The organism is Natronorubrum texcoconense (assembly GCF_900100335.1).
Classification (GTDB): domain Archaea; phylum Halobacteriota; class Halobacteria; order Halobacteriales; family Natrialbaceae; genus Natronorubrum; species Natronorubrum texcoconense.
Genome location: NZ_FNFE01000004.1, coordinates 280,257 through 303,209 on the forward strand (window position 1 = coordinate 280,257; position 22,953 = coordinate 303,209).

The following is a 22,953-nucleotide window of genomic DNA, read 5'->3' on the forward strand; positions in this document are numbered from 1 at the left end:
CTGTGCGAAACTTCGCGACGTCCGTTCGACAAAGGGGCTACGTCTGATTCGTGCACGATTCTCGCGGTTCGGATCGGTGGATGTAGATTACTCGTCGTCGTCGGAATCGTCTCCGTCGTTGCCGGAACCGTCTCCGTCGCCACCGGTATCGTTGTTACCGTTGTCACCATCATCACCGTCGTCACCGCTCTCGTTGGTATCGTCATCACCGTTCTCGTTAGTATCGTCGTCACTACTCTCGCCATCCGTGATGACTTCGGTGCCGTCTGCGACGGCCTCGAGAACGTACGTCCCAGCGTCGTCCTGCTCGACGGGTTGAACGGCCGCGACGAAGGTTGTTTCTCCGCCGTCGCGAATCTCGAACCGTTCGTCGAACTGGAGGGGTCCGTCATCGGGTGTGGTTACCGTTGCTGGATCGTCGTTCGTCAGCGTTGCATCGATCTCGCTGACGTCTAACTGCAGGAGCTCGTACTCGTCGACCGGGAGGTCGCGTTCGTCGATCACTTGCGAGCCGTCCTCGAGAGTTACGAGGTCGACGTCTACGGCGTCGTCGAACTCGTAGTACGCTCGATCGGCGTTGGTATCGGTTTCCGACTGCTCGTCGTTTTCGTCGTCCTCCGATTCGCTTTCATCGTCGGTCTCGCCGTCATCGGTTTCGTCTGATTCACTTTCCCCGTTCGTTTCACTGTCATCGTTCTCACCCGCTTCGGTTTCGTCGTCCGTCTCTTCGTCGTCGGTCTCGTCGGCTTCGTCCCCCGGAGCGGGAACGACCCACAGACCCTGAATCGTCGCGGTGAAGTCGTTGAAGTCGTCGAACGCGTCCGCTCCGGCGGCGAATTCCGTGGTGAGCGTTCCGACCGGTTCGTCGTCACCGTTCCCGTCGTCCGAATCGTCGGTCTCGTCGCCGAGACACCCCGCGAGACCGATGGCACTCGCGACTGCAAACCCACTGGCTGCCTGGAGATACGTTCGCCGATCGATGCCACACGTGCTGTCTGTCGCACCAGTCATGATCGACTGACATAGGCGCTGTTCGATATATCTACTCGCCGGTCGGTCTCCCAATTTGCGATGCATGCCAAAATAGTGATTCTGGGGAGGGGTTGTAGGTGGACGCTGGAAGATCGCTTTCGAAATCTACTGTTCGCAAAAAGTGTGAGTGGCGTAGTGGTCAGTGGCAGTCAGCGACGGTCAGTCCGCGGCGGGCCCCTCGCGCCCGTCCCCACCGACGTACGCACGGGTCGCGTCGACGAGCACTTGGCGATAGGTACTCGAGTCGGGATCGCGAGCGAGTTCGCGAAAGCGGCGTTTGAATCCCTCGAAGTCGACGTGTGGTGCGTCCATCGCGGCCGCGTACGCGAGATCGTACAGCCGGTGGTCGTCGTCGACGAGATCGTGGCGTTCGGCGAGTGCGAGCGCGAACGCGGCGTTGACCGCCGTGATATCCGGATCGGCACTCGCCGAGAGACGCTCGAGTCCGGGCCTGGACGGCGTCTCGGGGCGGTCTGCGATCGCCATCGCGAGGCTCGATTCGAGAAAGGAGAGCAGTTTCTCGCCGGGGCCGACGGCGAGCGTGATGTCGTCGGCGTAGATATCTTTCATGTGGTTGGCGATCTGGTAGCAGTGGGCCAGTTTGCGCCGTTCGACGCTCTTGCCGGCGAGCGCGAGGTAGAGCACTTCTTCCGTCGACTGTGTGTGTGAGGGATGTTCCTGTTCGTGTCGGGCCATGTGTGCGAACTCGTGGAGGGCAAGTTCGCGAGCCATGGCGCTCGAGGCGGCCTGTCTCGAGATGTTGAGGACGTGGCGATCGTCGTGGTGGCCGGCCCAGGTCCGTTCGTCGGGATCGTCCCGGAGCTGGACGTGAACCGGTAACGAGAGGTCGTGTTCGGTCTCGAATAGATCTCGAGCACCGAGGAACGGGGAGGTAGGGCCGGCGCCTTGCACGCGGAGATCCATGTGTAACAGTACCAAGTTCCGGCGGCGTATGTCTCTTGCGCCCGATTTCGACGGCCGAGGATCGATGCGGTGCGTGACAACCGACGGTTGCCGAGTAGGGCCCGGTAGTGCGATTCCCGTTCGGTCGGGTTCGTAACAGGTTGCTGCACCGGACGTGACAGCGGATCGCTTTTGTCGACATCGCGGTTTCGGCCAGCGTCCGATTCGCCGGCGAATACGGCGCCAGATTCGTACTGTTGCTTGTGTGGTATTCACTCACTCAAACTGGAAATTCCGGCGCGAAAACCGGGAAATTCGACGGATTCCGACGGCGACGAAACACTACCCTTTTGACCCCGCTACCGGTAACAGGGTGTATATGGGCCGACGCAAGAAGATCGTCCAAGAGTGTGAACGGCTGATGGACGAACCGGAGAACATCCGGAACATCGCCATCGCCGCTCACGTCGACCACGGAAAAACGACCCTTTCTGACAACCTCCTCGCGGGTGCGGGCATGATCTCCGACGAGACTGCCGGCGAACAGCTCGCGATGGACACGGAGGAAGACGAGCAGGAACGCGGGATCACCATCGACGCGGCGAACGTTTCGATGACCCACGAGTACGAGGATACCAACCACCTCATCAACCTCATCGACACGCCGGGCCACGTCGACTTCGGTGGCGACGTCACTCGTGCAATGCGTGCCGTCGACGGTGCGCTCGTCGTCGTTGACGCCGTCGAAGGGGCCATGCCCCAGACAGAGACGGTGCTCCGACAGGCGCTCCGCGAGGGCGTCAAACCGACCCTGTTCATCAACAAGGTCGACCGACTCATCTCCGAACTGCAGGAAGGACCCGAGGAGATGCAACAGCGTCTTCTCTCGGTCATCCACGACGTCAACGAACTTATCCGTGGGATGACCCAGGACATGGACGACATCGACGACTGGACCGTCTCCGTCGAGGAGGGGACCGTCGGCTTCGGATCCGCTCTCTACAAGTGGGGCGTCTCGATGCCGTCGATGCAGCGCACCGGGATGGACTTCGGCGAAATCATGGAACTCGAGCGCAACGACAACCGTCAGGAGCTCCACGAGCGGACGCCGCTGTCGGACGTCGTGCTCGACATGGTCTGTGAGCACTTCCCGAACCCCGTCGACGCCCAGCCGATGCGCATCCCGCGCATCTGGCGCGGCGACGACGAATCCGAACTCGCCGAGACGATGCGACTCGTCGACGAGGACGGCGAGGTCGTCTTCATGGTCACCGACATCGCGATGGACCCACACGCCGGCGAAGTCGCCTCCGGTCGTGTCTTCTCGGGCAGCCTCGAGAAGGGCCAGGAGCTGTACGTCTCCGGAACCGCGGGCAAGAACCGCGTCCAGTCCGTCGGGATCTACATGGGTGGCGAGCGCGAGGAAGTGGACCACGTTCCCGCGGGGAACATCGCTGCCGTCACCGGTCTGCGAGACGCAATCGCCGGCTCGACGGTCTCCTCCGTCGAGATGACGCCGTTCGAGTCGATCGAGCACATCTCGGAGCCGGTCATCACGAAGAGCGTGGAGGCCCAGACGATGGACGACCTGCCGAAGCTCATCGAGACGCTGCGCCAGGTCTCCAAGGAGGACCCCACGATCCAGATTACGATCAACGAGGACACCGGCGAGCACCTGATCTCCGGGCAGGGTGAACTCCACCTCGAGGTCATCACTCAGCGTATCGAAAAGAACCAGGGGATCCCGGTCAACACCGGTGAACCGATCGTCGTCTACCGCGAGCAGCCCCAGCAGCCGAGCGCCGAAATCGAAGGCATTTCGCCGAACCGCCACAACCGCTTCTACGTCTCTATCGAGCCGATGCCGGACGAACTCGTCGAGACGATCAAGATGGGCGAGGCGTCGATGGACATGCCAGAGCAGGAACGCCGAGAGGCCCTGCAAGAGGCCGGCATGGACAAAGACGACTCCCAAGAAGTCGAGCACATCCACGGGACGAACATCCTCATCGACGATACGAAGGGGATTCAGCACCTGAACGAGACGATGGAACTCGTGATCGAGGGATTCGAGGACGCCCTCGACAACGGTCCGCTCGCGAACGAGCCGGTCCAGGGGACCCTCATCCGACTGCACGACGCCCGACTCCACGAGGACACCATCCACCGTGGCCCAGCACAGGTCATCCCGGCAACCCGAAACGCGCTCCACAAGGCGCTGATCGACGGGAAGATCAAGCTGCTCGAGCCGATGCAGGACGCTCGGATCGACGTACCGAACGACCACATGGGTGCCGCCTCCGGCGAGATCCAGGGTCGTCGTGGCCGCGTCGACGACATGTATCAGGAGGGTGACCTCATGGTCGTCGAGGGTATCGCACCCGTCGACGAGATGATCGGCTTCGCGAGCGACATCCGCTCCGCGACCGAGGGTCGCGCCGCCTGGAACACCGAGAACGCCGGCTTCGAGGTCATGTCCGACTCCCTCCAGCGCGAGAAGATCATGGAGATCCGCGAGCGCAAGGGCATGAAGCTCGAGCTGCCGCCGAGTATCGACTACATCTAAGAGCGACGACTGCGACGAGCGGCTACCAAGTCAGTGCTCGGTCCCGGTCACTTTCCACGCGGAATATACGGCCGACCGACGCCGGCACCGCTCGACGTTCGGTGGGGATCTGACGAAAGGTGGGATCATCGCCGCGAAGGCGAGTACCGTTCCCCTCACGAAAACGGGACGCTCCCGGAACCGAACACGACTCCGACGATTGAGTCGGTTACATTCTAACGCGAGTTCAGGCGCAGGAGAATATCAATGATCTCTCAGTCTGGTTTCCGTCCAGAGATATCCGACGGATTGAGTCGAGTATCGCCGACCGAAAAGATATCGATACGTGGTTCCTGGGTCCGAAACCGGCCGGAAACAGTATTCTCATCCGCAATCCGTCTGTTCCTCCAACCAACTGAGTCGGTTTATTGAAAACACTCTCCAATTTATTATCTAACCAAAGACGATATTTTAATGATACTACTATCAAAAACACAATGAGTGCAGCGGGAATGCATATGCTAGTAGAGGGCTATTCAACATTGATTCAATTCTAAATAATTTAAAAAGTATTTAATAATTGGTTTGAATATGACGTTACGGGCTATGTTAGGAAATAACACCCGTGATTTTGATAGACGATCGGTGCTGCAAGCAGCCGGCGCACTCGGCGCGCTGTTCGGCCTCAACGGCGTCGTATCCGCGACCCCGGGGCGCGAGCCGGGGCCGAAAAAGAACGAAATCGTCGTCGGCGTCGGTGCCTCAGTCTCGAGTCCGGAACAGGCGGTTAGGCCGCAGATTCCGACCAACGCAGAGATCGTCCACACTAACGAAACACTCGGCTATGCGGCCGTGGAGTTTCCCGAAAACGCGGCCAGAACGGCGAAAGAAAACTTCAAGCAGAACGTCCTTCAGGGCGAGGGAATCGAGTACGCCGAAGATAACGTCACCTACGAAACCCTCGAGATGCAGGCTCTCGAGAGCGACAGTGAGGACGATAGCGCAGGTACCGAAGACGTCGGCGGAAGCGCCGTCAACGATCCCCTGTTCGACAGGCAGTACGCGCCACAGCAGGTCAACTGTTCCGAAGCCTGGGAGGAAACGCTCGGCGATCCGGACGTGACTATCTCGATCGTCGACCAGGGGGTGCAGTACGACCACCCCAACCTCGCGGAGAACATGGACGGTACCGTTTCAAACTACGGATACGATTTCGTTTCGGGCGACGGTGATCCCTACCCCGCCAGCGCCGGCGAGAACCACGGTACCCACGTCGGCGGGATCGCGGCCGGTGGTGCTGACAACGGTGAGGGCCACGCCGGCATCTCGAACTGCTCGATGCTGTCGGCTCGAGCATTAGGCGACGGCGGCGGGGGGTCGCTGACCGATATCGCTGATGCGATCCAGTGGTCCGCGGATCAAGGTGCCGACATTATCAACATGTCGCTGGGCGGTGGCGGGTACACCCAGCTGATGGCGGACGCGTGTGCCTACGCCCAGAACGAGGGATCGCTACTCGTCGCAGCGGCTGGTAACGATTACGGCGGCAGCGTCTCGTACCCGGCCGCCTACGAAACGGTGATGGCTATCTCCTCGCTCGACGAGGGTGAGACGTTGTCGTCGTTCTCGAACGTCGGACCGGAAACCGAACTAGCCGCTCCCGGGGGTGACGTCCTCTCGACTGTCAACTGGGACGATTACGACTCCTTCTCCGGGACGTCGATGGCATCGCCGGTCGTCGCGGGCGTTGCTGGGCTCGCACTTTCGGCGTGGCCATCGCTCTCCAACGACGAACTGCGAAGTCACCTTCACGAGACGGCCGTCGATATCGGTCTCTCGGCGGAGGAACAGGGGTACGGGCGCGTCGATGCGGGGAACGCGGTAACAACCGAACCGGGGACTGAACCGGATCCGGATCCAGACCCGGATCCCGATCCGGAACCTGGCGAATGCGGCGACGAGAGTAACACTGCAAGCGCCGACGGTGAACTCAGCGACGGCTGGTGGGGCAATCAAAGCGACAGCTACAGCTACGAACTTGCGACTGAGAACCCCTGTAGCGCCACCGTCACGCTAGACGGTCCCGCCACTGACGCGACGTTCGACCTCTACCTGACCCTCGACGGTCGCCAGCCAACGACCAGCGACTACGATGAACTCTCGGCTGACTGGGGTGCTGACGAGGAGATCGAGGTCGATCTCGACGGTGACGAGGAGCTCGGTATTCTGGTCGACAGGTACAGCGGCAGCGGCTCCTACGCGATTACGGTCGAGGAACTGGGCAAGTAATTCGGCAGCCGGCTCCGACGCGGAACCAGAAACACATTTTTCGGACGGTGACAGCAGGACGATGGAAGCACGGCCGTTACTCGCGTTCGCCTGCACCGAGCGCGCTCTCGCCGACCTTCTCGTGGCCCTCGATGATCTCCTGGCCGCCCATATACGGCTGTAGCGCCTCGGGGATATCGACCGTGCCGTCCTCGTTCTGGTAGTACTCGAGGACCGCCACCATCACCCGCGGAATCGCCAGCCCCGAGGCGTTCAGGGTGTGGAGGTACTCGGCCGACTCGTGGCGTTCGGGCCGGTAGCGCAGGCCGGCGCGGCGAGCCTGGAACTCCTCGAAGTTCGAGGCCGACGAGACCTCGAGCCAGCGGCCGCCTTCCTCGGGGCCGTCGTCCATGTCGTCGCCGGGTGCCCAGACCTCGATATCGTACGTCTTCGCGCTCGCGAAGGTGAGATCGCCGGTACAGAGTTCGAGGATGCGGTAGGGAAGGCCGAGCCGTTTGAGGACTTCCTCGGCTTCCTCGAGCAGGGCTTCGAGGCGGTCGTAGCTCTCCTCGGGTTCGACGAAGTTGACGAGTTCGACCTTGTTGAACTGGTGGACGCGGACGATGCCGCGCGTTTCGGTGCCGTGCTCGCCGGCCTCTCGCCGGAAGTTTGGCGTGTAGGCCTGATGTTTGAGCGGGAGATCGTCTTTGAGGAGGATCTCGTCGGCGTACATGTTGGTAACCGGCACTTCGGCGGTGGGACAGAGCCAGAGGTCGTCGTCCTCGTAGTCGTCCTCGCGGCCGCCGAGTCGGTAGGCGTCGTCGGCGAATTTCGGTAACTGGCCGGTGCCGCGCATCGACTCGCTCGTGACGGGAACCGGCGGGAAGACGTCGACGTACTCCTGCTCGCGGTGGAGATCCAGCATGAACTGGATCAGCGCGTGCTCGAGTCGCGCGCCGTCGCCTTTGAGGAAGTAAAAGCCCGAGCCGGTCGTCTTGGCCCCGCGGGCCTCGTCGATGATGTCTAGCGCCTCGCCGAGTTCGTAGTGCGGGGTGATCTCGTCGGCGTCGACGCGGAGGTCGTCGAACCCCCACCGCCGGTCCTCGACGTTGTGGCGCTCGTCGACGCCCTTCGGAACGCTCTCGTGGGGGAGCTGTGGCACTTCGAGCAGTCGCTCCTCGAGTTCGGCCTGGAGTTCGGTAGCCTCGCTCTCTACCTCCTCGATGTCGGCTTTGAGCTCTTTCGACTGGGCGATCGCCTCGTCCTTTTCCTCCTGTTTGCCGTCGGCGACCAGTTCGCCGATCTGCTGGGTGACCTTGTTGCGCTCGTGGCGTAGTTCGTCGCCGCGAGCTTTCAGTTCCCGCCAGCGTTCGTCGATCTCGAGGAGTTCGTCGAGGTCGACGTCGGCACCTCGAGCCTCGAGGGCGTCGCGTACCTCCTCGGGGTTGTCGCGTAGATAGGTCCGGTCGAGCATTGCTCGTGCGTTCTTTGCGCCCGGCCAAAACCGTGTCGGAAGCCAGCGTCGAGGTGCTTGCGCTGGTCGATGCGGCCGATCGATCGCCCCCCAGCCCGGACCTCGCGGGAAACGCTTTTTTCGCCGGGGGTCCGAGTTCGACGTATGGATCCGCTCGAGGGCGAAGCGTCGTCGGTATCGGTGGAGTACGAACCGGTCAGCGTCAAGGACGTACTCGTCGAGATGAAAGATACCGCGGAGTTGCTCATCGACCTCTCGTACTCGGCGGTTCTTCACCGCAACGCGGATCTCGCACGGGAGGTGCTCCGACTCGAAGAGCGGATGAACGTCCTCGAACTCCGCGCGCGGATGAGCCTCATGATGGCCGTCCGCAAGCCGGCCGACGCGGAGGAGCTCGCGCCCGTGCTGGGAATCGTCGCCGCCGCCGACGCGATCAGCGACGCGGCGGGCGACATCGCGAAGATCGTCTTAGAGGAGATGGGGCTCCCGGAAGCCATGCGCGCCGCCCTGCCCGAGGCCGCCGAGGTGCTCGTTCGCGGCGTCGTCGACCCCGACTCCGAGTACTCCGATCGCACGCTCGAGGATATCGATCTCGAGTCCGAGACCGGCGTCCGTATAATCGCGCTCCGCCGTGGCGAGGACTGGCTGTTGAATCCCGGCCCGACGACAACCGTCTCGAGCGGCGACGTCGCGCTCCTTCGTGGCCCCGATACGGCGATCGGCGACGTCTGCGAGGTGTTGACCGGCGAGGTCTACGAAACGCCGACCGTCGACGATCCGGGGATTCCGGACCTCGAGCGGGCCGTGGACACGATCATCCACATGAAGAACCTCTCGGAGCTGGCGGTCGATCTGGCCTACAGCAGCGTGCTGTTCGACAGCGCGGAGCTGGCCGAAGAGGTCCGCAATTTGGAGGTCGAGGTCGACGCCATGCAGTCGCGCTTCGAGGCCTGGACGCTCCGGGCGGCCGCCGACGCGGAGGACCCGGTGGCGCTGCGGGGACTCATCCGGCTGGGGACCAGCACGGAAGTTATCAGCGACGCGGCGATCGACATCAGCGAGGGCGTGCTTCGGGATATCGAGGTTCACCCCGTCGTCCAGCTCGCCGTCCAGGAGAGCGACGAGATAATCACGCGCGTCGAGATCGAACCCGGGAGCGAACTCGACGGGACCGCGGTGGCGGCGGGCGTTCCCGATGTCGAGTCGACGATGTCGGTGATCGCCATCCGTCGCCCCGACGAGGGGTGGCTGCTGGTGACCGACGCCGACGCCGAACTCCGGGGCGGCGACGTGCTGATCTCGAAGGGGACCCGGACGGCCGCGGAGGCGTTCGAGGAGCTGGCTCGAGCCTGATCGGGCCGTCGATCTTTTCGTCTCGGTTCGGCTTCGACGTCTCGCGTAAATGGCGTTATCCGGTGTAGGCGAGCAGCATCGAGACCAGTTCGAGGTAGACGAGCGCGCCGAGGACGGCGACGACGATGGCGAGGGTGAGCGGCACGAGCGTGGGCGGCTGCTTCTGGAACTGGATCGTACGGAGCAGTCCCATCATCGGTTCGCTCGCCTCCGTTCTGGGGCCTCTCGGTGGGGGGACTGTCGGGGTCGGCTGCGTCGGGTCGGGTGGGTGACCATACAGATGAGGCCCACATCGTCACACTTGAAACTCAGTCAGACGTCCGACGGACGGACAGCAGACGGCAGTTTCACGAGTTTTCGCGCACCTCCTGAAGCGGTTCTCTACGCCCCGTTAGCCGGCGGTTCGCTCGTCGCTCGTCAGCGGTGTACTCGTCGAACGTCCGCGGGCCGCTCGAACCGATTGCCGCTACTCGTCTCGAAGCGCGCTCGCAACCGACTCGAGTTCCGCCTTTCGAAGCGGACGCTCGGCGCGCTCCGGATCGTCGTCCTCGAGGGCGCCGATTTTCCAGAGAATTCCCGCGCGCATCTGCGGTTTCGAGGGGAGGCCGTTCGTCCCGATGTCGTAGTCGACGGCGTCGCAGATGGCGGCGAGCGCTTCTTTCGTAAAGGCGGTCGACTCCACGCGTTCGTACCGACCCACGGCCTGTCGGATTTCGTTTCGGAGATCGTCGACGGTTGGTGACACGCGTACAGCAACGAACGGATTCCCCCTGTAAATTCCGGTCGGGTATCGACCGTGTCCACCGGGTCAGAAACCGAGGACGACCGCCGACACGCCGATAAAGATGACCATTCCGAAGACGTCGACGACGTTGGTGACGATCGGGATCGTCGTGTCGTCGGGGTCGATTCCCAGCCGATAAGAGCCGTAGGTCGCCGCGAAGCTGAAGACGATCGCGATGACGGCCACCGACATTCCGCTGACGAGCGAGATCAGAAGCAGCGGGCCGAACCCGACGACCCCGCCGAACAACATGGCGTCGATCGCCGCGGCCCCGATCGCCAGCGCCGTGAAGATCGTCGCCGCGAGCGCGAGAACTGCCGCCACGTCTCCCCAGAGCTCTCGGTCGCGCGGATCGAGTTCGGTCGTTCCCAGGTGAAAGCGTGTCGACAACCGCGAGCTCAGGATCGCCCCGAGGTTGCCGCCCATGTCGACCATCGTCGGTACCATCACCGCGAGGACGGCGAACTCCTCTAACATCTCCTCGGCGCTCTCGAGTGTGATCCCGGCCCAGAGGACGATGATCGAGAGCACGACGAGCAGCGGGAACATGTTGGCGACGATGCGTTTCCACTCCCAGGTCCCGAGCGAGCCGCCTGCGGGGACGACCATCAGACGAGCACCTCCACGAGTCCGATCGCGAACAGCATGAACAGCATCCCGAAGATGTCACCGAGGGTCGTCACGATGGGGCCGACGAGGTTGTCGGGGTCGTAACCGTACTTGTAGCCCAGAAAAATCAGCGCGAGTAGGCCGAAGATGAGGACGACCGAGGTCAGCACGCCGGCGATCAGCATGATCCCGACGAGTTCGTACAGCGCGGCGACCTCCCAGCCGATCACCAGCAACGCGGCCCACGTGACCACGCCGATGACGATCGAGATACCGATCCCGTTGATGAACGAGGCGAGAACGGCGTTGACCAGCCGATCGTTCCACTCGAACCGCGGTTCGATAAGCCCCTGGTGGAGCCCGCTCGAGATGCGCCCACCCAGCGCACCGTAGACGTTCCCTCGTGTCGCCAGAAACACGGGCACCATCACGAGCAGGCCGGGAAACCGCTCGACGCTCTCTAAGATCCCCTCGAGCACCAATCCGGCGAAGAGTCCGCCGCCCAGTGCGATCAACAGGATGGGGAGCGCTTCCCGGTAGATGGACCAGAAGTCGCCGCGAACGCTCATATCAGCAAATCACTGAGTCCGATGTTAAACGTACCGGGACCGATCCGCCATCGATCGTGATGGCGATCTATCGGGTATCGATGCGACGTCTCCTCGGGTTGTCACCGAATGGCGTGGTAGTCGAATACGATATTAGTCCTAGATGGAAAGTGATTTTAGACACTTCTAATATTTTTGTAGTGCATGCTGAATACCAACCACAGCAGTCGATACGGCATCGATACCGCGATACTCGAGGCCACCAACGCACACTACGAGTTCGGTCGCACGCTCGAGGAACTGATTACCGACCTCCTGCAGGGCGAGTTCGCCGGCGTCATTCGGTCCCACAGCCGAGGTGAGGTGTATGGGGGCCGCTGAGCGCAATCTCGACCTCGAGTTCCACGCGGATCGCGTGGCAGAGATCGTCGACGACGAGTACGTCGCCGTCACGCAGGAGTCGTTCGTCGGAGAGGCCGTCGAACGGTTCCGTGAGTTCGAGCCTCGAACCGACGAAACGACCGTCTATTACCTCTACGTCACCGACAACTCCGGCCGACTCGTCGGCGTCATGTCCCTTCGGGAACTGCTCAACGCCCAGGAGGACGACGTCGTCGAGGACCACATGTCGACGGATTTGATCACGATCGACGCCGACGCGGATCCGGAGCTCGCCGCAGCCGAGATGGCCGACCGCGACTTTTCTGCGCTTCCGGTTGTCGACGACGACGGCGTACTCGTCGGCGTTCTCAGAACCGACGACATGCTCGAGGTCGTCGAGGAGGAGGCCACCGAAGACATCCTGAAATCGGCCGGCTTCTCCTTCGCCGACGTCGAGCGGTCCCGGAGTTCGGCTATCCTCGAGTCCTCGATCCCGCGGATCCTGCGGCTCCGACTCCCGTGGTTGATCGTCGCGCTCGCCGGTGGCTTGCTCGCCGGCGGCGTCATCGAGCAGTTCGAGGACACGCTCGAGGCGGTCGTCGCGCTCGCCTTCTTCGTCCCGGTGATCATGGACATGGGCGGTAACGTCGGCACGCAGGCGTCGACCATCTTCGTCCGCGGTCTCGCGCTCGGCCAGATCGACGACCGGAACGCGATGCGCTACTTCGCCCGCGAAGGACTCATCGGCCTGCTGATCGGGCTCATCATCGGCGCCATTGGCGCCGGTGCGGCCTACCTCTGGCAGATCGACGAGCCGTACGCCCTCGAGTTGGCGCTCGTCGTGTTCATCGGCCTCGTCTCCGTCTGCGTGGTCGCGTCGGTCGTCGGCTACGTGATCCCGTGGATCATGAACAAACTAGGCTTCGACCCGGCGGCCGCCTCTGATCCGCTGATCACGACGGTCAAAGACGTGACGGCGCTGCTGATTTACTTCGGACTGGCGGCCGTGTTGCTCCAGGAACTGCTGTGAGCGGTGGATAAGGACGACGCCACCGATATTTTCACGGTATCGTTTCCGAACGGAATCGTGGTACCACGACCCTCACAAGGGTTATCCGTGGCCCGGAACTACATTTGTTCGTAATGGCAAACGGTAACGTTGATTTCTTCAACGACACAGGCGGCTACGGTTTCATTTCGACGGACGACGCGGACGATGACGTTTTCTTCCACATGGAGGACGTTGGCGGTCCGGACCTCGAGGAAGGCACCGAAATCGAATTCGACATCGAACAGGCCCCCAAGGGTCCCCGCGCGACGAACGTCGTCCGCAACTAATTTCTGACTTCACCGTCGCCTGACGGCGATGTTGAACGACGATTTCACGTTTCGCACAGTTAGAGTAACAACTGCAACGGTTTAGACACTGATCACCGCCCCGTCTGGCGCTCAGGTGTGCACTGACTTGCAGTGGCTACGATACGTCTCGAGCCAGCGCTGACGGGTTGGGTACGCTCTGTCAACGGACGGTGCTTTCCGGCTCGAATCACCACCCGTCCCGCGACCGGTATTCCTTTTTGGACACTCTCCCGTTACAATCGTATGGACAACCACGTTCTCGTCCCCGTGGACGGCTCGAGACCCGCGCGGTCGGCCCTCGAGTACGCACTCGAGCAGTTCCCAGACGCCCGGCTGACGCTACTGTACGTCGTCGACCCCATGATCGACTACAGCCGCCGACAATCGTTCCCGGGCTACACGGCCGACGACGAACACGGCACCGAACGGCAGAAGGGAGAGGCCGTCCTCGAGTCGCTCCGCGAAACGGTGCCGGACGACAGGACCGTCGAAACGGCACTCGAGGTCGGTCGACCGGCGAGAGTGATCGTCGGCTACGCCGACGACCGCGGGTTCGACGGCATCGTTCTCGGCAGCCACGGTCGTGCAGGGTCCGCGCGATATCTGCTGGGGAGCGTGGCGGAGCAGGTCGTCCGGCGGGCGGGCGTTCCGGTAACGGTCGTACGCGGCTCGAACACCGAGTAGAACGCGTCTCAGCGTGACTTCGCTACGGATTTGCGATCTCGTCGGCCGTCCACCAGGTGGCCCGGAAGCAACTTGAGGTAGAGGAACGGAACGAACCACTCGAGACCGTTCGGAACCGCGACGACGTACAGCGCGACCAGCAGTCCCACGGAGAAGACGCCCATCGCGACCGGCCGCTCGAGGTCGTCGGGTGTGGCGAGGATCACCGCAGCACCGCAGACGAGGAATCCGTAGATGACGGCCGCGTCCGCCCACGTCAGTCCGACGAACAGCCAGGCGAGGACGAACGGGTGGAGGTGGCCGGCGACGAACCGAAGGTGGTCCCGGCGCGTCTGTGCGGGGCGGTGCCACCACCGGGTTCCGGAAACCGTCGTATTCGCGACGATCCCGCCCGCGATGTCGAAGGCCACGAGGACGACGACGCCCCGCTGGAGCGGGGTCCAGTCCGGTTGCGCGATAGTGGTGTACAGGAGCAGGCCCGTACAGAACACGACGCTGTATCCCAGTATCAATCCGTTCTCGGCTCGGGTCGACTCCGGTCCGACGAGCCGATCCCACAGTCCGCGGGCTCCGGTTCTGGGTGCGTGAGCGACGCCGTCCTCGCGTTCCATACCGAACGGAAGGTGACGAACGCTGATGAACAAACGGGCCGCTTCGAGGTGGCGGGAGGCGGCTGACTCGAGTTGGCTACAGGGAACCGACCGAAACGAGCCCCCACGCGAGTCCGATCGCCAGAAGCGAGAGCGCGAGGTTCCCCCCGGCGTTGACGACGGCGAGCAGTCGGTCGCCCCGTTCGTACAGTTGGACGGTCTCGACGGAGAACGAAGAGAACGTCGTGAACGCGCCGCAGATTCCGATTCCAACCAGCTGAATCGCTGACTCGCCCGCGCCGGCGAACATCGCGAGTCCGAAGACGAAACTGCCGAGCACGTTTACCGCGAGCGTCGGCCACGGGAACCGATCGCTCGAGAACTGCAGATACACCCAGTGGCGCAGCACGGCACCGATCGCGCCGCCAGTGCCGACGATGTGGGCGGGTTCGGGATCGAAGGTGACGAACCCGGGAACTGCGCTCCCGATCACGCCGCCTCACCTCCCGCGGCGGGAGTGGCGTCGTCGTCACGAAGCCGGCGTGCGAGTTCCCGACTCGCGAGGACGGCGGTGAAGCCGAGCCCGTAGTTGCCGGCGACGATGGCGACGAGCAGGAGGGGGTCGGCCGCGAGCGCCGACTGGATCGCGAACGTGCTGTAGGTCGTCAGCGACGAGAGGAAGCCGGTCGTGAAGACGGTTCGGGACCGCTTGGCGACGAGTCCCGCGTACTGGGCCTCGTAGACCAGAAACCCGAGCGCGAAACAGCCCAGGACGTTGACCAGCAACACGGCCTGCACGTCCGAGAACAGGCCGAGTGCGAAGTACCGGAGGTTCGAACCGGCGAAGCCGCCGATACCGATCAGTGCGAGCGTCTCGAGTCGGACGATGGGGTGGGCTGCCATGGCTGAAGCGTTGACAGGGACCGTCAGCCGCCCTCGCGGTCGGACGCGACCGTCGGCGAATCGACGTCGGTCGCGGCGACTGCGAGCGTTCGGCAGTTGGGTCGGGCGGGCCCCATCGCCCGGATACGCCGGTGTTCTCGCAGGATCGGCTTGAGGATTGCGGAACGTCGACCCGCATCGGCCCGCCGCTGTGGCACCACTCCACGAGACGATCGCAAAACCGCGGTCGACTCGAGGCGCCTCGAGCGCATCCTCCGTGCAATACGGTCACAGCGTCGACCGCAGAAGGAAAAGACACAAGTTTAGACTCCCTCTAATCCCTGCAATGACCGACGCCGAGGCGGATCGACGCGGGTTCACGCGGGCCTCGTGGGCGAACGTCCTCGGCAACGCGGCGAAGATCATCGTCGAGGGGGCGGCGGGGCTGGCGTTCGGCAGCGTCGCGCTGGTCGCCGACGCGGCCCACTCGGTCGCGGATCTGGTCGCGAGCGTCGTCGTGCTAATCTGGGGTCGGAGTTCGTACGACGAACCCGACGACACACACCCGCACGGACACGACCGAATCGAACCGCTGACCGCGCTGTTCGTCGGCGCGATCATCGCCGTGCTCGGACTGTTGTTGCTCTCCGAGTCCATCCAGGGACTGCTCGAGCAGGACCCGCCGGACGCGAACCTGCTGTTGCTCGCCGCGCTGGCCTTTGCGATCGTCGACATGTATCTCGTCTACTGGTACACGACGCGGGTCAACGAGGAGCTCGATTCGACCGCGCTCAAGGCGCTCGCGACGGACTGTCTGAACGACATCTACACCACGTTCGCGGCCGTCGTCGGTGTCCTCGGCGTCCTCCTCGGATTTCCGCTGCTCGATCCCATCGCCGGCGGTCTCGTCAGTCTGCTGGTCGTCTACCAGGGCGTCGAGATCGGCCGCGAGAACGTCGACTATCTCATCGGGGCCGCACCGGACCCCGAAAAGCGCGCGGAGATCACCGAGCGCCTGCGCAGTCACCCCGAGGTTCGGGGCGTTCACGATCTGACCGTCTTCTACGACGGCACCGTCCTCGAGGTCGAAGTTCACGTCGAGGTCGACGGCGACATGCCGTTCCGGCAGGCTCACGACATCGAGTCGGAGCTGGTGGCCCGACTGCGCGGTCTCGAAGACGTCGGCGACGCGCACGTCCACCTCGATCCGTCGGGGATCGGCGAGTGGAAGGATCGCCTGGAGGAGCGATAGCGAACCGTTGTCGGACGGTTCTGGCCTCGCTGATGGGCGTTCGACGGCTCGTCGACGGGAGACGAGCGGCAGCCGGCCCGCAGGCGGCATCTCGCGTCCCTCCAGTTCAGGGTAGCCCCGCGTCCCCGTCGTCCGATTGTGATCCCGTTCGCGAGATCGGCTCGCTCTCCGCGCTTCCCGTCGTTTCCGTCCCGTGGGCTGTGTCCGTCTTTGGGTCACGCGTCGGTTCGCCATCGTCGTCTGTAGCGTCCGCTCGAGCCAGCGTGATCGAGAACACGCTGCCCTGTGGCCCGGTCTCCGTCAGTTCGACCGAGCCCCCATACCTGTGTACCAGAATGTAGACGAGATACAGCCCCAGCCCGTGGTTTCTCGACTTCCGATCGAACAGCGTCTCGCGCGTTTCTGCCGAAATACCCGGCCCGTTGTCCGCGATGCGGACGGTCACTGTTTCGGCTTGCGTCTCTACCGTGACCGCGATCCGCGGGTGCTCGCTGTCGTTGTGTTCGACGGCGTTCTCGAGTACGTTCGCGAAGACCCATCTAAGGCCCTCGTTTCCCGACACGAACACGGCGTCGGGGACGTCGGCGTCGATCTCCAGTTCGTCGATCCGGTCGTCGAGAGCCGTCACTTCGGCGTCCAGCAGGTCGCCGAGATCGACGCGCTCGGTCGCGTCCGACTCCCGACTCGCGTTCAGCATCGCCCGGACGTCGTCGATCACGTCGGTGAGCGCGTCGCTCTTGCGGTCGATCGTCTCGAGGTGGGTTCGCGACCGATCGTCGGCGTCCTCGAGGAGCAACGAGGCGTGACCGTTGATGATCTGGGCGCTGTTCAACACCTCGTGTCGCAGGAGATCGTTCAGGTAGGTGAGCACCTCTCGTTCCTCCGCGAGTCGCTCGGCGCGAACGGTGGCCGCGGTCGCCTCGACCTCGCGCTGGATCGCCCGGGCTTCGACGTAGCCGACGGTGAGTCCGGCGACGGCGCCCACGTTCAGCGAGAACTGCGCCCAAGAGATGTTACCGGAGGTCGTGTGCCAGGGAAAGAAGATCATGATAAGAGCGTTGACCGCCAGAAAGCCGACTCCGCAGCCGAAACACCACTGGGCGATACGACGGTGTCGGTCGACGCCGATCGTGCTCCGCTCGAGTCGGTAGCCGCCCCAGACCAGTCCGAGTGCGGGAACGGCGACCGTCACGAAGCCGAGTGCGATAGCCGTCGGGTCGAGTTCCGACGCGAACCAAAGGCTCCAGCCGAAAAAGAAGGCGAACGAGAGCGCGCCGAGGCCGCCGACGAGCCACGGAACTGTCGCGTCGGTCGGTCGCCGAACGGCGGCGCCGTCGCTCATGGCAGTCTCGTCGATGCTGGTGCGGTGTGCTCCCCCATACAGGGTAGCAACGGCTTCCCGTGGTAAAGGGTGTAACGGCCACGGTCGACGCCGGGCCTCGCAGTCGTCCGGTCGCCGCGATGCTAGCTTTTTTCCCGCACGGCGACAGGCTACCGGTATGGGACCGGATATCGGCGACGTTCACGAGGTGACGGCCGGCGACTGTACGGACTGTTACTACATCGACACCGGCATGTACGACACGCCGGAGTACGGCGCGGCCTTCATCATCGACGACGAGCGACCCGCAATCGTCGAGACGGGACTCGGCACCAACCACGAGTTCCTCCTCGAGGCGCTCGACGACCTCGGGATCGACCGATCGGACCTCGAAGTGATCGCGGTGACCCACATTCACCTCGATCACGCCGGCGGAGCGGGCTTTCTCGCCGAGGCCTGCCCGAACGCGGACGTCTACGTCCCGGCGGCCGGTGCGGGACTGCTCATCGATCCCGAGCGCCTCGTCGCCGGGACGAAAGCCGCCGTCGGCGAGCAGTGGGAGTACTACGTCGAGCCGCGGCCGCTCGACGAGGAACGCGTCGTCGAGATCGAAGACGGCGACGTCGTCGACCTCGGCGACCACGAACTGCGCGTCCACGCGGCGCCGGGCCACGCGTTCCACCAGGTCGTTTTCGAAGATCCCGCGAACGACGCCGTCTTCACCGGCGACGCGGCGGGGATCTGGGTGCCGAGTACCGAGGAGATTCGGGAGACGTCGCCGCCGTCGGACTTCCACCTCGAGCAGTGTCTCGAGGACTGCGAAACGCTGAAATCGATCGACCCGGACGTGTTGCTCTACACGCACTTCGGCCCGCGGGAGGTCGGCGACGACCTCGACCGCGCGCTCGAGGAGTACGAGACCGTCCTCAGTGAGTGGGTCGTTGCCGTCGAGACGAAGCGGGCGGAACTCGCGGACGACGACGCCGTGATCGAGCACTTCGCGACCTCGAGTGAGATGGTCGACGTCTGGGGCGAGGAGAAGGCTACCGCCGAGGCGGCGATGAACACGCGGGGCGTTCTGGGCTACCTCGACGGGCGCGACTGATCGTCGGCAATGGCTCGGTCGCCGAATAGCGGGTGAATCGCGGCTCCGCCGGTCGCCGAGCGCGGTTCTGCCGGCCACCGAGCGCGGCCGGACCGCACCGCTGCCGATCGAACTGTACGAACGTTCGCTTCGTTCCGTATCTCCGATGGATGTCCACGTTCGGTGCCGCTTCCCGACGCAATTGTGTCGGTTGTTACCATAAACCTCCGAACAGTGGGGAAACGGCTCGGTTATTTTCGCCATAATGGCCGATTTCGGGCGAGACAGATCCGTTGAGTCGTCCTACGGAACGTAAATAAACGCAACTACAGATGAGTTCCGTTTCATCACGTTTTATCGCACGGGAGGTACTGTCACACGCATATGAACTGGCGGGATGCCGAACGAGAGTACGAGGACGAGGTAATCGGGGAGACGACGCTCGCGCGAATGTTCGAGGAGTCCGCCGAACGGAACGCGAACCGTCCGGCGCAAAAATACAAGGGTGGGATCTACGACCGATCCCTAACCGACTCGGTGCTCCCGGCCGCGACGCCCGGCGAGTTCCGGACCATCTCCTACACCGAGATGCGCGACGTCGTCCGCAAGCTCTCGGCGGGCTTTCACGACCTCGGCGTCGAGCAGGGGGACCGCGTGGGAATCTTCGCCGACACCCGGATGGAGTGGGCGCAGTCTGACTTCGCCCTGCTCGGTGCCGGGGCAGCCGTCACGACGGTCTACACGAGTTCCTCGCCGAATCAGGTCGAGTACCTGCTCGACGACCCCGGCGCGTCCGCCGTCGTCGTCGAGAACGAGGACCTGCTCGAGAACGTCCTCGAGGTCGAGGACGAACTCGACCTCGAGTTCATCGTCTCGATGGACGAACTCGAGGGGTATGACGACCGCGACGACGTCTACACGTTGGACGAGGTCTACGACCGCGGCGAGGAGACGTTCGACCTCGAGGCCTACCAGGAGCGCGTCGACGCGCCCGAGCTCGACGATCTGGCGAGTCTGATCTACACCAGCGGGACGACGGGCCAGCCGAAGGGCGTCCAGCTGACCCACTGGAACTTCCGGTCGAACGTGAACGCGGTGCGCAAGCGGTTCGCGCCGCGGCCGGACAAACCCGACGACGTGCCGGCGCTCGACGAAGACTCGCAAGCGGTCTCCTACCTGCCGTTGGCGCACGTCTTCGAGCGGACGGCGGGTCACTTCGTCCTCTTCGCGACGGGCGCGTGCGTCGCTTACGCGGAGAGTTCGGAGACGCTGCAGGAGGACTTTAGTCTCGTCCAGCCGACGACGGCGACCAGCGTGCCACGAGTCTACGAGAAGATCTACGACGCGATTCGCGAGCAGGCCAGCGAGTCGTCGGTCAAAGAGCGGATCTTCGAGTGGGCGACGGACGTGGGCGTCGAGTACCAGCGGGCCGACTCGCCCGGGGCGATCCTGAACGCCAAGCGATCGCTCGCGGACAAACTCGTCTTCTCGACGGTTCGGGAGGCGCTCGGGGGCGAGATCGAACTGCTGATCAGCGGCGGCGGCAGTCTCTCCCCGGAGCTTTGCCAGCTCTACCACGCGATGGGACTGCCCATCTACGAGGGGTACGGCCTGACCGAGACCTCGCCGGTCGTCACGACGAACCCGCCGGAGGCGGTGAAGATCGGAACGATCGGCCCGGCGCTTCCGGGGATCGACCTGCAGATCGACGAGACCGTCGTCGATCAGGAGACGTTCGACGACGATCCCGGCGAGGTCGGCGAACTCCTCGTCAAGGGACCGAACGTCACGCAGGGCTACTGGAACAAGCCCGGCGCGACCGAGGGTGCGTTCACCGAGGACGAAGACGGCGAACGGTGGTTCCGCACCGGCGACATCGTCCATCTCCGCCCCGACGACTACATCGAGTTCCGCGACCGCGCGAAACAGATCATCGTCCTCTCGACGGGGAAAAACGTCGCGCCGGGCCCGCTCGAGGACGGCTTCGCGGCGAGCGAGATCATCGAGCAGGCGATGGTCGTCGGCGACGGCGAGAAGTTCATCGGCGCGTTGTTGGTGCCGAACACGGAGCACATTCGTGAGTGGGCCGAAGAGGAAGGGATCGACCTGCCCGACGACCCCGAAGCGATGTGTGACGACGAGCGCGTCCGCGAATACGTCCAACAGGAGGTCGATCGGGTCAACGCGGGCTTCGAGAAACACGAGACGATCAAGCAGTTCGAACTCGTGCCCCGGGAGTTCACCGAGGAGAACAAGATGCTGACGCCGTCGATGAAGAAGAAGCGTCGCGTGATCTTGGACGAGTTCGAGGACCGCGTCGATCGGATCTACGCTGACGACTAGACGGTCTCCGCGGACGCTTTCGGCTCCGTACTGACGTCGCGTTCACGTCCGATCACACCGTGACCGACGATGCGCTCGGACGATCGCTCGTCACCGGTGGTCCTGCCGCACGTCCCGACTCTCGCCGTCGAAAAACCGTTTCAACGCCACGGTCGTTCCGACGTAGGATGCGGCGACGACGCCGACGAGGAGCAGGATAGTGACGAATACTGAGACACTCAATAGTACTTGTACGACCATAGTCCACGCTCACAGACTACTGTAAAAAACATGATGGTCGATCGACCCGTTCGTCGTGGCCGATCGACGAGTCGGATGTAAACGCCGCTCTCGTGCCGCTCAGAGCACGATCCAGACCACGGCGAAGAGGATCAACACGCCCGTGATGTCACAGACGTTCGTGACGACGGGGATCGTCGTGTCGTCGGGATCGTAGCCGAGTTTGTAGGAGCCGTACACCGACAGCGTGCTGACGACGACGACCCAGACGGCGAGCAACATCCCGCTGACGATCGTGACGAACAGGAGCGTGCCGAGGCCGAGGGTCCCGCCGAGGGCCCGTCCGATCCCCCACGAGGCGATGCCGAGCAGGACGAAGACGGTCGCCGCCAGCCCGAAGACGGCCCCGATGTTCGCCCGGATGTCGGGGTTGGCCGGCGAGAACTCGAGCGTCCCCAGGTGTAGCTGCGTCGAGAGCCGCGAGCACATGATCGAGCCCAAATTCCCCGCGGTGCCGATCATCACCGGCACAATGACGAGCAGCGACGGGTTCTCGAGCAACTGGTCTTCGAACGTCTCGAGGACGGTGCCCGAGACCATCTGCAGGATCGAGAGCGCGATCAGGAGGGGGACGAGCGTCGAGACGATGTTGCCGACGGTCCAGTCGGCCAGCAGGTCGTCCTCTAAGTCCTCCCCCTGCAGGAGGTCGCTGCCGACGCTCAACGGGTCCCTGTCGCTGCCGCTCACAGGATCACCCCGGCGACGGCGATGCCGACGAGCAGGAAGGCGACGCCGAAGACGTCACCGACGGTCGTCACGACGGGACCGATGACGTTGTCCGGGTCCAGTCCCCGGCGATACCCCTTGAATATCACGGTGAGCAACACCCCGAGCATCGCGAACGCGCTCAACAGCGCGGCGACGAACAGGATGATGACGAGTTCGATCAAGCTGCCGCCCCGACCGAGTGCGAGCAGGATGCCCCACGCCAGCACCGCGATAAAGACGGAGACGATCAACCCGTTCAGGAACGAGGCGACGATCGCGTTCCGCAGGCGGTCGTTCCACTCGAAGTGGGGATCGACCAGCCCCTGGTGGAGGCCGCTCGAGAGCCGTGCGCCGAGCGAGCCGTAGACGCCACCGCGCGTCGCGAGAAATGCGGGAAGGAGGAGCAAGATACCGGGGACGCTTTCGATCCCCTCGCGCATGGTTTCGGTGCCAAGTAACGTGCCGGCGAACAGTCCTGCCACGAGACTGACGAGAATGACCGGCAACGCCTGTCTGTAGACGTCGGCGGCGGAGTCGTGGCCTATCATCTGTCA

Annotated in this window: 25 protein-coding genes; 10 read left to right on the forward strand and 15 right to left on the reverse strand. The window is 63.6% G+C overall.

Annotated elements, in window-relative coordinates; all coding sequences use genetic code 11:
• Positions 1–87 precede the first annotated feature (87 nt).
• Together BLT08_RS14105 and BLT08_RS14110 are read right to left on the reverse strand one after the other, a co-directional pair.
• Positions 88–1,011 carry a hypothetical protein gene (locus BLT08_RS14105; protein WP_090308593.1) on the reverse strand — a complete coding sequence of 308 codons (924 nt, stop codon included), beginning with the start codon at positions 1,009–1,011 and terminating at the stop codon, positions 88–90.
• 180 nt (positions 1,012–1,191) lie between these two features.
• Complete coding sequence (locus BLT08_RS14110; protein WP_090308596.1) at positions 1,192–1,956, reverse strand: DUF5781 family protein; 765 nt, start codon at positions 1,954–1,956, stop codon at positions 1,192–1,194.
• 358 nt (positions 1,957–2,314) lie between these two features.
• Here BLT08_RS14110 and BLT08_RS14115 point away from each other — a divergent pair, with 358 nt between their 5' ends.
• Both BLT08_RS14115 and BLT08_RS14120 read left to right on the forward strand, forming a co-directional pair.
• Complete coding sequence (locus BLT08_RS14115; protein WP_090308599.1) at positions 2,315–4,501, forward strand: elongation factor EF-2; 2,187 nt, start codon at positions 2,315–2,317, stop codon at positions 4,499–4,501.
• A gap of 585 nt (positions 4,502–5,086) precedes the next feature.
• Positions 5,087–6,769: a S8 family serine peptidase gene (locus tag BLT08_RS14120; protein WP_175529319.1), complete on the forward strand. Its 1,683-nt coding sequence runs from the start codon at positions 5,087–5,089 to the stop codon at positions 6,767–6,769.
• Positions 6,770–6,845: 76 nt separating this feature from the next.
• Here the strand turns inward: BLT08_RS14120 and serS are convergent, their stop codons facing one another.
• Positions 6,846–8,222: a serine--tRNA ligase gene (gene serS, locus BLT08_RS14125; RefSeq protein WP_090308607.1), complete on the reverse strand. Its 1,377-nt coding sequence runs from the start codon at positions 8,220–8,222 to the stop codon at positions 6,846–6,848.
• Between the two features lie 144 nt (positions 8,223–8,366).
• On the opposite strand from serS, the gene BLT08_RS14130 reads away from it, so the two are divergent.
• The gene (locus BLT08_RS14130) at positions 8,367–9,575 is read left to right on the forward strand and encodes a potassium channel family protein (protein WP_090308611.1); all 1,209 of its coding nucleotides are present in this window, start codon (positions 8,367–8,369) and stop codon (positions 9,573–9,575) included.
• A gap of 55 nt (positions 9,576–9,630) precedes the next feature.
• On the opposite strand, the gene BLT08_RS23060 is transcribed toward BLT08_RS14130, so the two are convergent.
• The 4 genes from BLT08_RS23060 to BLT08_RS14145 form a co-directional block, all read right to left on the reverse strand.
• On the reverse strand, positions 9,631–9,771 hold the full coding sequence (locus tag BLT08_RS23060; protein WP_175529320.1) for a hypothetical protein: 141 nt from the start codon (positions 9,769–9,771) through the stop codon (positions 9,631–9,633).
• A gap of 270 nt (positions 9,772–10,041) precedes the next feature.
• The gene (locus tag BLT08_RS14135; RefSeq protein WP_090308614.1) at positions 10,042–10,320 is read right to left on the reverse strand and encodes a hypothetical protein; all 279 of its coding nucleotides are present in this window, start codon (positions 10,318–10,320) and stop codon (positions 10,042–10,044) included.
• Positions 10,321–10,383: 63 nt separating this feature from the next.
• On the reverse strand, positions 10,384–10,968 hold the full coding sequence (locus BLT08_RS14140; RefSeq protein ID WP_090308619.1) for a magnesium transporter: 585 nt from the start codon (positions 10,966–10,968) through the stop codon (positions 10,384–10,386).
• Entirely contained in the window at positions 10,968–11,537 is a 570-nt protein-coding gene (locus BLT08_RS14145; RefSeq protein WP_090308622.1) for a magnesium transporter, read from the reverse strand. The genes BLT08_RS14140 and BLT08_RS14145 overlap by 1 nt, the downstream gene beginning before the upstream one ends.
• A 183-nt stretch (positions 11,538–11,720) precedes the next feature.
• Here BLT08_RS14145 and BLT08_RS23065 point away from each other — a divergent pair, with 183 nt between their 5' ends.
• From BLT08_RS23065 to BLT08_RS14160, 4 genes are all read left to right on the forward strand, one after another.
• Positions 11,721–11,897, forward strand: coding sequence for a hypothetical protein (locus tag BLT08_RS23065; protein WP_175529321.1), 177 nt, complete (start codon positions 11,721–11,723; stop codon positions 11,895–11,897).
• On the forward strand, positions 11,884–12,927 hold the full coding sequence (gene mgtE / locus BLT08_RS14150; RefSeq protein WP_090308625.1) for a magnesium transporter: 1,044 nt from the start codon (positions 11,884–11,886) through the stop codon (positions 12,925–12,927). Before BLT08_RS23065 ends, mgtE begins: the two co-directional genes overlap by 14 nt.
• Before the next feature lie 113 nt (positions 12,928–13,040).
• On the forward strand, positions 13,041–13,235 hold the full coding sequence (locus BLT08_RS14155) for a cold-shock protein (RefSeq protein ID WP_006087710.1): 195 nt from the start codon (positions 13,041–13,043) through the stop codon (positions 13,233–13,235).
• A 264-nt stretch (positions 13,236–13,499) separates the two neighbouring features.
• On the forward strand, positions 13,500–13,940 hold the full coding sequence (locus tag BLT08_RS14160; RefSeq protein ID WP_090308629.1) for a universal stress protein: 441 nt from the start codon (positions 13,500–13,502) through the stop codon (positions 13,938–13,940).
• A gap of 8 nt (positions 13,941–13,948) precedes the next feature.
• On the opposite strand, the gene BLT08_RS14165 is transcribed toward BLT08_RS14160, so the two are convergent.
• The 4 genes from BLT08_RS14165 to BLT08_RS23285 form a co-directional block, all read right to left on the reverse strand.
• A complete protein-coding gene (locus tag BLT08_RS14165; RefSeq protein ID WP_090308632.1) occupies positions 13,949–14,551 on the reverse strand; it encodes a hypothetical protein in 603 nt (200 codons plus the stop codon).
• A 76-nt stretch (positions 14,552–14,627) separates the two neighbouring features.
• Positions 14,628–15,023, reverse strand: a complete 396-nt coding sequence (locus BLT08_RS14170; RefSeq protein ID WP_090308637.1) for a fluoride efflux transporter FluC — start codon at positions 15,021–15,023, stop codon at positions 14,628–14,630.
• Positions 15,020–15,433 (reverse strand): fluoride efflux transporter FluC, encoded by a 414-nt coding sequence (locus tag BLT08_RS14175; RefSeq protein ID WP_090308641.1) that lies wholly within the window; start codon positions 15,431–15,433, stop codon positions 15,020–15,022. The genes BLT08_RS14170 and BLT08_RS14175 overlap by 4 nt, the downstream gene beginning before the upstream one ends.
• A 23-nt stretch (positions 15,434–15,456) precedes the next feature.
• Positions 15,457–15,630 (reverse strand): hypothetical protein, encoded by a 174-nt coding sequence (locus tag BLT08_RS23285; RefSeq protein ID WP_217636379.1) that lies wholly within the window; start codon positions 15,628–15,630, stop codon positions 15,457–15,459.
• A 128-nt stretch (positions 15,631–15,758) separates the two neighbouring features.
• Between BLT08_RS23285 and BLT08_RS14180 the strand changes: the two genes are divergently transcribed.
• Positions 15,759–16,664, forward strand: a complete 906-nt coding sequence (locus tag BLT08_RS14180; RefSeq protein WP_090308645.1) for a cation diffusion facilitator family transporter — start codon at positions 15,759–15,761, stop codon at positions 16,662–16,664.
• A gap of 106 nt (positions 16,665–16,770) precedes the next feature.
• Here the strand turns inward: BLT08_RS14180 and BLT08_RS14185 are convergent, their stop codons facing one another.
• A complete protein-coding gene (locus BLT08_RS14185) occupies positions 16,771–18,006 on the reverse strand; it encodes a sensor histidine kinase (protein ID WP_090308650.1) in 1,236 nt (411 codons plus the stop codon).
• Positions 18,007–18,163: 157 nt separating this feature from the next.
• On the opposite strand from BLT08_RS14185, the gene BLT08_RS14190 reads away from it, so the two are divergent.
• Together BLT08_RS14190 and BLT08_RS14195 are read left to right on the forward strand one after the other, a co-directional pair.
• Positions 18,164–19,090, forward strand: coding sequence for an MBL fold metallo-hydrolase (locus BLT08_RS14190; RefSeq protein WP_090308654.1), 927 nt, complete (start codon positions 18,164–18,166; stop codon positions 19,088–19,090).
• Between the two features lie 363 nt (positions 19,091–19,453).
• Positions 19,454–21,412, forward strand: coding sequence for an AMP-dependent synthetase/ligase (locus BLT08_RS14195; RefSeq protein ID WP_090308658.1), 1,959 nt, complete (start codon positions 19,454–19,456; stop codon positions 21,410–21,412).
• Positions 21,413–21,502: 90 nt separating this feature from the next.
• Here the strand turns inward: BLT08_RS14195 and BLT08_RS23070 are convergent, their stop codons facing one another.
• The 3 genes from BLT08_RS23070 to BLT08_RS14210 all read right to left on the reverse strand — a co-directional run bounded on the left by BLT08_RS23070 (position 21,503) and on the right by BLT08_RS14210 (position 22,947).
• Positions 21,503–21,652, reverse strand: a complete 150-nt coding sequence (locus BLT08_RS23070) for a hypothetical protein (protein WP_175529322.1) — start codon at positions 21,650–21,652, stop codon at positions 21,503–21,505.
• Positions 21,653–21,751: 99 nt separating this feature from the next.
• Positions 21,752–22,354 carry a magnesium transporter gene (locus BLT08_RS14205; protein ID WP_175529333.1) on the reverse strand — a complete coding sequence of 201 codons (603 nt, stop codon included), beginning with the start codon at positions 22,352–22,354 and terminating at the stop codon, positions 21,752–21,754.
• A 20-nt stretch (positions 22,355–22,374) separates the two neighbouring features.
• On the reverse strand, positions 22,375–22,947 hold the full coding sequence (locus tag BLT08_RS14210) for a magnesium transporter (RefSeq protein WP_090308665.1): 573 nt from the start codon (positions 22,945–22,947) through the stop codon (positions 22,375–22,377).
• Positions 22,948–22,953 lie beyond the last annotated feature (6 nt).